This window comes from Saccharolobus solfataricus (assembly GCF_900079115.1).
Classification (GTDB): domain Archaea; phylum Thermoproteota; class Thermoprotei_A; order Sulfolobales; family Sulfolobaceae; genus Saccharolobus; species Saccharolobus solfataricus.
In genome coordinates this window covers 1,243,793-1,256,296 of record NZ_LT549890.1, presented here as the reverse complement: position 1 = coordinate 1,256,296, position 12,504 = coordinate 1,243,793, and the positions used below count along the sequence as shown (strand labels likewise).

8 protein-coding genes and 1 pseudogene are annotated in these 12,504 nt (G+C 35.1%); 4 read left to right on the top strand and 5 right to left on the bottom strand.

Features of this window, described 5'->3' with window-relative positions:
* Nucleotides 1-209: 209 nt before the first annotated feature.
* The gene (locus SSOP1_RS16960) at nt 210-362 is read left to right on the top strand and encodes a hypothetical protein (protein ID WP_158011699.1); all 153 of its coding nucleotides are present in this window, start codon (nt 210-212) and stop codon (nt 360-362) included.
* A 145-nt stretch (nt 363-507) separates the two neighbouring features.
* Here SSOP1_RS16960 and SSOP1_RS16955 read toward each other — a convergent pair whose 3' ends face one another.
* The 4 genes and pseudogenes from SSOP1_RS16955 to SSOP1_RS07020 form a co-directional block, all read right to left on the bottom strand.
* Nucleotides 508-654 carry a hypothetical protein gene (locus SSOP1_RS16955; RefSeq protein ID WP_158011698.1) on the bottom strand — a complete coding sequence of 49 codons (147 nt, stop codon included), beginning with the start codon at nt 652-654 and terminating at the stop codon, nt 508-510.
* A gap of 183 nt (nt 655-837) precedes the next feature.
* Nucleotides 838-2,652, bottom strand: coding sequence for a DUF2075 domain-containing protein (locus tag SSOP1_RS07035; protein ID WP_010923326.1), 1,815 nt, complete (start codon nt 2,650-2,652; stop codon nt 838-840).
* A 418-nt stretch (nt 2,653-3,070) separates the two neighbouring features.
* Nucleotides 3,071-4,125: pseudogene (locus SSOP1_RS17615) on the bottom strand (zinc ribbon domain-containing protein).
* Nucleotides 4,126-4,415: 290 nt separating this feature from the next.
* Entirely contained in the window at nt 4,416-5,477 is a 1,062-nt protein-coding gene (locus tag SSOP1_RS07020) for an AAA family ATPase (protein ID WP_063492792.1), read from the bottom strand.
* Nucleotides 5,478-5,957: 480 nt separating this feature from the next.
* On the opposite strand from SSOP1_RS07020, the gene SSOP1_RS07015 reads away from it, so the two are divergent.
* The 3 genes from SSOP1_RS07015 to SSOP1_RS07005 all read left to right on the top strand — a co-directional run bounded on the left by SSOP1_RS07015 (nt 5,958) and on the right by SSOP1_RS07005 (nt 11,272).
* Entirely contained in the window at nt 5,958-7,163 is a 1,206-nt protein-coding gene (locus SSOP1_RS07015) for a hypothetical protein (RefSeq protein WP_010923322.1), read from the top strand.
* A gap of 24 nt (nt 7,164-7,187) precedes the next feature.
* The gene (locus tag SSOP1_RS07010) at nt 7,188-8,867 is read left to right on the top strand and encodes an McrB family protein (RefSeq protein WP_010923321.1); all 1,680 of its coding nucleotides are present in this window, start codon (nt 7,188-7,190) and stop codon (nt 8,865-8,867) included.
* 614 nt (nt 8,868-9,481) lie between these two features.
* Nucleotides 9,482-11,272, top strand: a complete 1,791-nt coding sequence (locus tag SSOP1_RS07005; RefSeq protein ID WP_010923320.1) for an ATP-binding protein — start codon at nt 9,482-9,484, stop codon at nt 11,270-11,272.
* On the opposite strand, the gene SSOP1_RS07000 is transcribed toward SSOP1_RS07005, so the two are convergent.
* Complete coding sequence (locus tag SSOP1_RS07000; RefSeq protein ID WP_010923319.1) at nt 11,259-12,431, bottom strand: DNA double-strand break repair nuclease NurA; 1,173 nt, start codon at nt 12,429-12,431, stop codon at nt 11,259-11,261. The two genes, SSOP1_RS07005 and SSOP1_RS07000, sit on opposite strands and share 14 nt — an antisense overlap.
* Between the last annotated feature and the right edge of the window lie 73 nt (nt 12,432-12,504).

Sequence of the window (12,504 nt, the reverse complement as noted above, 5' to 3'; positions counted from 1 at the left end):
TTAGAATTTGGAATGTTCTCAAGCAGTCGTCTTATTCGATATCTAATAGAAGACATATCTTAGTGAATGCAAGAAGGAAGCCATTCACTTTTGTTTCTTGATAATGCGTTCCTAGCTGTATTTTTAACTTATCAGAAGTTAGGGGGCGAAAATCCCCTTCCGTAAGGATGGATAGCCCTGGAAACGTTTATTAGTGGAAAAATGATAAAATGTATCAAACCTTGGCTGGAAGCGCTAGGGTCATATCCTTGGGACTAACCTTGACGCCTGTGGAGAGCAAACCCTCCGTAACCTCTCTTCCACACGGGGCATTACAGAACAGTTCGTTGGAACCTCCGCTATGGGGATCGAGGTTAATCTGAGAAGCAGGAAATCTCCATCGTGAGGGCGGAGAAGTTCACCTTCCTCTATAAAGTCATTTAATTCATCCTCTTTATGAGTTCTTTATTGATTTCAGCAAATTTTTCATAAGATTCACAATCTCTTCTTGATGATCTATAACTTTCCCTAAGAGCTTTCATCAATTTGATCCCTTCCTACGCTATAACCAGCAGTTATAGAAGCTCTTGCTAAATATACTGCAAACAGTAAACCGTCTAAGAGTTCTTGAAAACCCAAATCTAGCCAGCTATCCACACTCATCTCTGTAGGCAAAAAATTGTTAGTCAAGTCTCTAATAATAGACTATCTTTACTTCATCTCTACTAATTCCGTATTTTAACAGAAAAGTGTTGAGACTTTCCTCATCTTTCAAGTATACTTTAAGACCTTCATATTCCACTACTATCATGATAATAACGGACGTTCTAAAAATACTCAGCTAACCGATAGTATAAACTACATAACCTCAACTAATTCATCTACTTTCTCACCAGTTTGACGGTCCTCGAAGAAGAGATAAACTCCTCTTATCCCTCTGGTTAACATAATGTAATATCTATTCTTTAGTAGTTTAAGCGCCTTTGTTTTGTGTCTTTTTAACACTTTTTTTAAGGAATCCCTTCCACCCACATAATCCGTAATAGGTGTAAGGTCTGGATTGACGGTCCAACTATCCCTCCATATCATGTCTCTTCCCCATACAACTCCCACATAATCTGCCTCAAATCCCTGCGCACCATATACTGAGGCACAGTATTGTAGGGGATCTAATTCTCCTCTCCAGTATTTAGGATATTCAGTTTTCTCATCCATAAGCCACTTAACCCTTAAACTGGTATTCTTGTAAAGATCGAAACCAGATTGTAACGGATACCCTATCCTTATGTTTTCTAAAGTCCACTTTGTCTTATTTTTCTTATCACCCACAGATTCCGTGAAGCTGCATATTAACGCCACTTTTCTGCCCTCGTCTTTCCTTTTCTTTAATTCATTTATCATACTCATTACATCATTGAAGATCCTAAAATCATAGCCCCTTACCGTAACTTTCCTCCCTTCAAGTAAGCCTTTCACTGCCTCTATATAATCCTTTGGTACCCTTATAGATGAGGATAATTGGTATTCTTCCACGTTGGTAAGATACTTTTTAAAGGTCTCTTCAGTCCCCTCTTCATCTCCTAATAATATCTGAGAGTCGTCATAAAAATACACGTTAACCCTTCCTCTTGAAGAATTTTTTATTACGTTAACATTCATCCTTTGGGCTTCGTCAAATACGATTAAGTCTATATCGTCTACATCTCTTTCAAAGGTTTTCTTAAACCACTCCGGGAACTTCTCCTCTCCCACTCCGAAACCATAACCCGTCGAGTAAAACATAATAAACTGGGATAAAGCTTGTGCTTTACTTCTGTAAATATTACCTTCTTTACGTTTCCTTTCACTTCCACCTAGTAGTAATCTTATGGTATTTAGTAATCTTTGATTCACATAAGATAAGATAGTGAAATAGCCCCTACTAAACGCTTCAAGGAAGATAGTCACGGCTAATAAGCTCTTACCAGACCCACTACCACCTCTTATAAGAAAGTTCTTCTTCACATCTTTATCTTCAAGAGCTTTCAAAACTTTGCTTAAGATTAAACCTTGTTCCTCTGTTAGACCAAAACCATAAGGTAAAATTGCCTTAGCCACGTTCCCTTTTAAATGTTCTTTTACTTCAGCAACAAATTTAATGAAGTCCTTGGTTAATACAAACTTCCCGTTTACTATTTTGTCAGCATCTTGTATGCCTCCCGGCGAATAGTTATCAAGTTTCTTCTTCAGATCATTAGGGTTTCTTAACACTTCACATTCCGAGGAGGAATAGTCCATAGTGTTATAAAGGAAGAGCGTACCATCAAATTTTATACTTGAGGAGTGGAAAGTGTTTAATTTAGTCACATAGTTGTTTAGTTGATAACATGGATCTAAGTGAAGCTCTCCATCAGCCTTAATAGTGAGATCATCTATTCGTTCTACTTTCTTCCAACCCTTAGCCTCAACTACTAAGGCTCTATTTTTATCTACAAAGATAGTGTCAACTCTTTCTGTAAATATTGGATATTCCATGATTATAGGATGAGATATATTAAGGCCTTTAAGTATATCTAAGAGCCTTCTCCACGTGTTTTCTTGTTCAACAGAAGGATATTCATTAAACGTTTCCCTATATGCAGTAACTAAATCTTTAACTTGAGTAGTTTCATGTAGTATTACTGGTAATGGCATAGGTGAACTCCTCTATTTTTTACTTACTACTAAGTGACTTGTTACATATGGCTTAAACATATTATGGCCTTTCCTAGAGTTTTCTAGGCCTTTAACTAAATGCAACTTAATATAGAGAATAACATTATTATAAGTTTCAATAGAATCTTTCATAGTTTTTATAGTAGTAACATCACATTATAAATTTATCTTAAAATAGAATGTTGAAAGAAGATCTGCTTTGCTTTTCTGACTTTATAAATAGTATATTAATGAATTATGAAGAATAAGAAATACTGGAAATGCTAGCATAATTAGTTCTAGTTGAAATACAAATTATCCATCGTCAACCACGCTGCAACTAGTAACTTCTCTAACGCATGTCCTCCGAGTCTCTCCTTTGACCTCCTTGAAGTGACACACTTCTCTTTTTAAGTGTTTAATATTCTCGAACAAATTCTTTACCTTCATTGTTTAGTCTTCTGACTTTCTCAACGCCATAAATGGCGGTTCCCCTTATCGATTCGGGTCTCATCTGAGGAGCAGTCAAGAGAGTCAGAGACCCCCTCCCATTAAGATTAACTACAGCAATAACATCACGATCATTCTCATAACCACAAGAACAATGAAATCAACGATGTACGCTTTCCTCCATTTTTTCCCAAACTTAGGGCATAGGACAGAAGAACACTTAGGGTTAACGAATTCTACTAGAAGACCACACTTCATTGCCTCCCACTCAACCCAATACTGAACACGGCGATACGGCATTAAATAGAGACGATCCCTAAACCCCGACGAAAGGTTCCTCACACTAGTATTTTGGAAAAGTTCTTAGACTATGATCTAGTGGTATATCCTTTGCCTAAAGCTATAAACTTTCTGAAAGCACTAACGTTTAATCATATTAGTTAACCTCTCTAACTTAACCACATTAGCACCCATCCTTTTGGCTTCATCAACAACCCACTTACCAACTTTCCTTGCAAAATCCTCCATAATCCTCCTAGCCTTCAAATGAAAAGAACGAATCCTCAATAGAATCTCTCTATTACTCCTCCACCTCCTTGAATACTTTCTTTGTAGGGACTCAGCTAATGACTTCCAATGATGAGCCTCAGCCAGTCTAGTTGGGATCCTAACGTATTTAACATCGTCTTTCCCAACTACAACGTCATCCATATTATATCTACTGCTACACTCTCCTTTGGTATTATCTCTTCCCTTTCCTTCTCAAAAACGACTTTAAGGTATGCCTCATCACCTTTAATAACAAGCTTAGTTTCCTTCATTCTCCAGTTCAAGTACTCCTTTAAGTTTCTGGGATAACCAATATTGGTAGTTCGCCAACACTTTGGTGGACTAAATCGAGGAGTTTCTTCTTGTTCTGGTTATGATTCACCCCTTTTTCTTTCAACCAGAATAACAAATACCTTAATGCTTAACATAGTTGTTTGATAGGTCTAGGAGAGATTGAGTGAGGCCAATCTTCATTGCAACAGTAGCTCTGATTGGGTTTTTCTTACCCCTCCTCCTAGCCACGAAATATTTTAAGAAGAAAGGGTGTATTTAGACTTTCATCCCAGCCCCTAGAAGGGCAAGGCTTTTAGCATTTGTAATAGAGTCTTTTGACGAATGGCCAAATCATCTCACCAAGGAGGTAAAACCTAAATGAATAATAGGTTAACTAGTAAGTCCCTAATATAAGGTCAAGATTGTCCTGAATATACCAATATAATGATACGATTTTCTCAAAAAAGAGTTGAAATACTTAAAATTATAAATTAATTTCTAAGCATCCTAGACGCTTCCTTATAAACTGGGTCTAAAAATCGGTAATTTTCGTCGATGATGCTCAATTTCTTCAAAGTATTTAGAATGTTACTAAGAACACTAGTGGAAATTGTACTACCTTCCTCATTTTGTACACAATTGAGTATCTTACTCCAACTATTCATTCCCTTAGCTATACACCTTAGGACTGTTCTGTAACGTTTTGCTACAATGGGAGAGACGTTATTTTTAACCGAGATCAAGCTGTTAATTTCGTTCAAAGCAACGTTTATTGCCAGATCCTTTACTCTTTTCAAATCCCTATTATTGAAATATTGATTACCTGCTAAAGTTAACCATCCCGGGATACCATCAACCATTGCGATGATATCTTGTATTACATTCTCCTCGACCTTTAATGATAACTCCTCGAAACCCTTTCTTAAAAACTGCCTACTCTTTTCTTTATCAAACCTTTCTAACGTTATCTCGAAATAGTATCTACCATAGAGCGGTGACCCGGGGTCCTCTACTCCTAAAAAGTCATGAAGTAGTCCCACCTCAGAGCCCGTTAAAATAAAGGTTAAGTTTTTGTCATAATCGTAAGCATGAGCAATAGCTTCTTTTATTTCATTTGATAATGGTCCCCTCAATTTTTGAGCTTCGTCAATCCCTATTACTATCCTTTTCTCGTTCAAATGATCAAAAAGATCTGATAAACTGACGTATTCTCTACCCTTCCATTTTAGTTCAACGCTGTTACCTAAAATGCTAACCCCTCTTATCTTACTTAGCACGTCAAGGAAGGTGGATAGTTTTGATGAAAAAGCGTTAGAGAATAGTGAGTATAGATCCCCTCTACTGTAGTTAGGGCGTAAGTTTCTACAATCTATTATGACATGGGGTATTTTTATCTCATTAAGTGCGACTTTTAATACTGATGTTTTACCTATTCTTCGGACTCCAGTGATTAAAATCAAAGGCCTGTTAATGTTACTCATTATTTCTTTAATCTCTTTTTCCCTATCAAACAAGTCTTCTCTGTTTTCTTTAGGCCTTTCATCAAATAGCAACTTCTGCCCCAGAATTCAACTTCTGCCCCAGAAGTTATAATTTTTTCCCTTTATTAAGACTTGCTTGGAAATAATAACCAGTAACATCGTAAACATAAAACCGTTCTTAAGAATACTGATTTATCGATCAGTTGTTTTTTACCACCACACTACTGTTATGTTCCTTTCAATTTATGTAAAAATGTTCAATTTAAGTTTGTAATACTTTTCTAATCCTAAGAATGGATAACGATTTCATGCATTTGAAACTAAGTTTAAATTTCTCTAATGCCACATTTATCAGATACTTTAGTTATGTAATAAAATTTTTGAAAAAGAATTAAAAATTGCCTCCTCTTCTCTTTTCAACATTTGAATCATACGTTAAATTGAAGATGAATTAACACTTCATATGATTTGTACTGAATTAATAAAATTGTTATTCATACTTATGATGACTTAGGAATCTATGGTTAAATATTCCAGAACATATTAGTTTATGTGAATAGGAGAGATAGGGCGCTTCTAAAAAAGGTTGGAAGTTATTATCTACAATATAAGGGGATCTTAGATGTTGAAAAGTTGCTCTCAACTTTTAATGGAACTGAGGAAGTCCCTCTAGATGACTATACACTATCATATATTTATTATTACCTTATGTACTTAATAACAGCTAGTGTAGTAAGATCTGCAGAGGATGCAAAAAAGAGTAGATTAACCTATAGAGAATTTTCAATTGAATACTCCAATGACCTTTATGGTGAGTTGAATGTAGACCTAAGTATTCCGGTATACTCTATGGGTTTGGTAGCCTATCATAGCTTTACCGAGGGATATAATGCTCCAGAATATGGAATCTTAGGCTATATTACGAGAAGAATTTATTCCATTATTAAGGAAAAACGAAGTAAAATTGAAGTAAGAAAAGAACAAGTACCTCGTTACTTTAATTTTTTGGATGATTTCGACCAGACTTTTTCTCAGCTCGATAAAATCAAGGAGGAATTTCCGGATGGTTATTTTAGAGATCCGTCCTATACTGACCCAGATTGGTTATTACGAGCATACAAAGCGTATTATACGGCTAAAGAATTAGAGGAAATTAAGGTAGGGATAAGGACACCCAAGAGGCCTATAAACAAGAAATTAATAAAATTCATCATGTGGAAATTATATGAGCTTTATGTATTCTACTTAGTAGTAAATTACCTTGAATCTAAAGGTTATGAAATAAAGAAGGAGGAAGAGAAATATATAGCTATAAGAGGTAATAGGAGGTTAAGTATAATATTTAATGCCTCACTTAGCCAATCCTCTCTAAGAAAGGTTGATTATATAGAGGATATAGAGAAATATAAGGGAAGACCGGATATTTCTCTTGTTAACGAAAGGCCGATTATCTTTGAATGTAAGTACTCATCTAAAGTTAGTTATATTACAATGGGTAGATTCAAAATTATGGCTTATACTTATGAATATGATCCTTCATTAGCAGTATTAGTTTATCCTGGATTGGAAATTAAACAAATTAACTTCGATAACGAAGATGAGGCTACAATGGAATTGGATGGGATTGCCAGAGCAAAAAGCGGAATACTAGACTTTTGGTATAATAGTCATTTATTATATATGATTATCATCGATCCTTTGGAGTCAGATGAAAATAATTTATCGAAGATCGATAAGATAATGAAAGAACACATTTAAATACAAGACTACCTACCCTTTTTTGTGTATGGTGATTGGTTAGTAGTCAGAGACAAGTTCAAAAAATTACTAGACTCTCAAGATAGTGCGCAAACTTTTCTCGATTATATTGAAAAAGGAAATTTTGTTCCTTGCTTCTTTATAGGTGAAAAATCTCATTGGGTAGAATCTATAAAATATTCTTTTTATGGAGAATTAGGATATACTTTATGGGGTGCTTCGGCTGAAAATCGTAGCAATATTAGTAGCATTTTAAACAGGTATGACGAAATCTATTTTGGAGAAGATAAGAAGAGAAAAGATAAGAAAAATGATACAGAGAATAAAAATAAAATAGAAATTAAGAACGATAAAATACTGGTAGCCCTTCTAAGAACAAAAGAGCTAGGCATTATTGGATTCGGAGTAGTAACGGATATCACAAAGGACGCGATGAGGAATTTTAAAGGATGGAAGGAAGGTGACAAAGTCTGGATAGTAAGATTTAGAATAAAAATATTTTGGCTTCACGAAAGCATAAGAAAAAACTATAATGACAGTAATAAATGGGTGGGAGAAGATTATAAGTTAGAAGGGGTTAATAATCAATCAAACCAATGCTATACAGAAGACAATAATGATGCAGTTAAAGCTTTTCAACAATTTATTCTATCGAAGAAAGAGGAAATTAGGTCTACTTTAGAATTTTATTCTAAGTTTCGTTTCAGTACTCAGAAAGAATACCTATCAGAGGAAGTAGTTTGTAATAAAAACGCACAAATAGATCTTAATGGTTTCTATATTCCTCAAGATTCAGTTAACATTATACTGAAAGCTCTACAAACTACTAATGTACTCCTAGCTGGCCCACCTGGTACTGGAAAAACTAGCTTAGCTATAAGGACTGTGAGAGCTTTAACTGGTAATAATGATAACTGTTATGAAGTAGCTACTGCCAATTCACTTTGGTTTAGAAGGAATTTGATAGGAGGAGAAAGTATAAGAGAGGGATCTGTAATGTGGAAGAGCGGGCTTTTCATTGAAGCTTACGTAAATGCTGCAAGAATAAAGGATGGGAACTATTACGTCGTAATTGATGAATTGAATAGGGCTGACGTTGATAAGGCATTTGGAGAATTAATGACAATATTTTCTACTCCATATCCTAGCGAATGGTCAATTCCCAATGCTCTAATAGAGGAAATTAAGAGTTATGGAGATAATATAGATAATGTAACCAAGAGTTTCTTAGAAATATATGAGAAGTTAAAGAGGGAGAGTAGAGAGAATGAACCATTAAAAAGAATACGAATTATTGCTACAATAAACTTAGTCGATGCTAGAAATCTGTTTTATGTTGGAGATGCGCTGGCAAGAAGGTTCGTGATAATTTACTTTGATTATCCGAAAGAAACCGAAGATTTAGATGAATTTCTTAAAACTTACGCTTCTTTTAGTGAGGACTTTAAGAATAAAGTTAAGGATCTTGTAAAATATCTTAGAGTTAATCTAAATGAAAAAGAAGATAAGGTAATAAAGTTTAATATCTCACCGGCTAGCTTAAAGACAGCGCTGGATATATATTCCCGTCTTGATGACAACAATTCTGATATATATAAGTTCGTTGAAGTTTTAAGATCCACTATAGGGACACTAAATCCAGATAATATAAATAAATTTAATAGATTAATAGAAAAATGGAAAAAAGAAAAAGGAGGACAATAAAAAAGTTAATTCACTTCTTGTTCTTGCTTTCATCTTCCTTTAACTCTTCTACTATCTCCCTCATTATCCTCTCTGAAGGAAATGACACCACTACTCCCTTTATCTTCTTTATTATCATGACAAAGAAAATATTTCAAAAAAGAGAGAGGGTAAGGCTAAAGTATTTCTAAGGAGTGTGTAAAACAACGGCCATAAAAGGTATTCGTTATTTTTCAATTTAACATAAGATTTAGATGTTGACGAGGAGAGGATGTAACAATTTTAAACCATTTGCCAAGGATTTTGTCACACAATTAAAGCACTTAACTAATGTAGTTCGGAAGAATTTAAACTGAGTCTGAAATGAATGAAATTGCCATTCACATTTAGTTTCAAGAAAACAAACGAGTCAAATGTATAAAGACATGAACAAAGTTATAGTTCTTGATCCTTTTCCTCATCTACACTGCTTCTTGTGGAATTGTTGAATTTCCACTAAGAGTTAAGAGAGATAGCAAACATAAATTGTACATCTTATCATTAATTGAATGGAAAAATATTCAACAGATCTACTAAGCATATCTATAGTTTGAAGACGAAAATGCTTTAATTTTTCACTTACATTTTTTATATTTGTGGAAGAGTTAGTAAAGAAGTTAGGGGATAAACTAAACGAAGCTGAAGCAGATGCGAAAAAATTCGGTAAACTAATTGGTAGAATAACTAGATTTGAGAGTGTTAGCCTTAAGGATAATGAGTTGATTGGTGTTGATATAGCGTTTGAGGATTATCTAAACTCCGATGTAAAGAAAGGTCAATATTTAGCCATTAGAAGTATAACTAGGCCAGTTACAATTTTAGGACAAGTTCGTGCCATAACAAGGGCTGATGCCCTATCTAAGTTAGGAATTAGGGAATTGAGCTATCCTAAGGATCCAACAACCATTATTACCACAACTTATGTGGAGCTAAAGCCAATTGCTGAGATTGAGAACGGAAAAATAAGACCACCAGTTTCTCCAGTTGATCCTCAAAGTCCAGTCTTCATTCCAAACCACGATTTAATAGAAAAGATCTTGAATATTCCAAGTAGGGGCATAACTATAGGCAAAATATTTTCAGGAGGAGAGGAGACTGATGCTAGCGTTAGACTTGACGAATATACGCTAAGGCATCATACGTTAATTTTAGGCACAACTGGGTCTGGAAAAACTACTTTGTTAAAAAGTATGATAAGCAGTGAGGAAATCGATAAGGGTACTTTCATTTTCGATAGGCAAGGGGATTTCATTAACTACTTAATTGAAAAGAGAAGGGGATTTGCGGTAATTATGCCAGTAGTTGAGGAGGCTTCAAGATCGATATCGCTAAAGGATCACGCCGAAAAATTCGCCAATTGGTATGATTGTGATAATATACTAGACGTTAAAGAGGATGGAGTTTTAGAGGAATGTAATGGATCAGAGGTATTCCTCATACCCTATTCAATAAACTTCTATTCTGTTCTAAAAAATTTCAATAAGATTACTCCGTATTTCACTCCAAAGGCTTCAATGTATTGGGAGGCCATTGTGAATAACATGTTTGAAATAATTGGATATGACCTTTATGAGCTAGCTGATAAGAAACAGACCTTTTACGAAGATCAGCTAAGCGATTTCCTACGAGATAGACTAACCCCGGGATCCCTACTTGGAAAGATCAGCGGGTTTTACGATTTGAAGATGGTCTCTGGATCTAAATCTAAACAATTTTCCTCTTATGATGGGAGTAAAAAGATGTTGACCATTAATATGGGGAAGGCTTTCGAAGAGGCTATGAAACGCCTTGATGTTCCCTACCAGACTAAAGAGGCCATTTTAAGAACCTTAAAGGCTTATGATAGTTACGGTATTTTCACCGTGCCCGGTACTGTGGACTTTAAGCCTAAAGACGTTTTTTCGTCATATAGTGATGTAGTAGTGGATTTAAGTTGGGTTATGAATAGATCAGCGTCAATAGAGGCAGTTGCCACTATAGCGTATAAGCTTCTAGAGGATTTCTTCAACTGGAAGGATGAACTATATAAGATGAAGGAGACGACTAAGTTAACTTTGGTAATAATGGATGAAGCCCACGAGTACTTCCCGCAGACTGATCAAGAGAATGTATCAAAGGACATTGTAGAGGGGTTAATAAATAGGATAATGAGGCTAGGTAGGGTTAGGAACATAGGGGTAGTTTTAGCCACTCATGTCCCCGAGGACTTAAATCCCTTGGTTCTTCAACTTACCAATACTAAAGTCGTTATGAGAAATGAGAGTCATGTACTGAGGAGATTAGGGTTGGAGGAATATGAGGATTTTCTAAGGCATGCAACACCGGGATTGGCCATAGTGTATTCCATATATTTCAGTGAGGTTCCCATAAAGACTATTCAGAGGTGAACTGTGAGATTACGCTAAGGTAGCCCATTTTATCGTCGTGAATGATGTTTAAGTAATTGGAGGCAATCTCGTATGCGTATAAAAAGAGTGATGCCGATATTCTCTTACTTCTCCTATCAACGATTTCAATGTAAGTGGGCATTAGTCTCTCCGTTAGTCTAGATAAAACTGGAGAGATGTCTAGGTTCTTATTAGTACTCTCTATTCTCAGAAAAGTTGGTGGGAAGTACTTTTTTCTAATGATGACATAATAAGCGTACTTAGTTGGAACTTTTTCTATAACATTTCTCCCATCTTCATCTTTAACCTCTAGGGCATATTCAATTTTAAATGGGCCTATAGTGCATACGTACTCATAGTTTTTCCTACAAAGACGCTCGTCTATTAGTTCAATAATCGTTACGTCCTTCATCCTTTTAACGTTACCTATTGTTTCATTAATTTCCTTAACTCTCCAAAGCTTCTTTGAATTCTCTAATCTTTTCACTACTCCAATTACGTTATTGTTTAGTAATTCTATTCTCTCATTTACTAGCTTGGCATAAGCTAATCTATGCTTTCTCCTAGCTTCTGTCTCTAAGTTTATTTCCTCAGTTAGCTCCAATGGTGTTGGGTATATTGGACCGTCAATAATAACTATATCGTGGTTCTGAATAACCCTTTTAAGCCCAACGTTTTCCGCTTCTAATCTCAACTCATCCGCAATATCGTCGATTTTATATTCGTTATTAGGCTCGTTAACGTAATAGTAGTTCACTACATTCTTGTACCTAACGTTAATGTCATCAATTTTTAAGCTTTCCAATATTTCCCTATAACTACTGATTCCGATATATGGGATATCTACAGTAAAGGGACCATCTATGAAACCTTCTCTATTACTATATACTGAAAGACCGATAAGACATGTGTTAACTGAGAAGTCCCTCAAATACCTTGATGAGGAGTCTATTGACGCTATTCTTTTATCGTTAAGTGATTTAAATTCGTATAAGGAGTACATCGTTGGCTTAAACTCTTCCTCCAACTCTATTTTCATAACTTTATCTTCTGCATCAGATAGTTCATGTTCTGGATCTCCCTCGTTCTCTATTTTAACATCTTTTTTGAGCTTCGCTAATTCCTCAATAGTATTTTTTATTGTTACTTTCCAATTCATACATAATCATTAGTTTTCTATATAAATAAAATTTTTACACCATAGAGTGAGGACAACAGTTTCTCTCATTTTA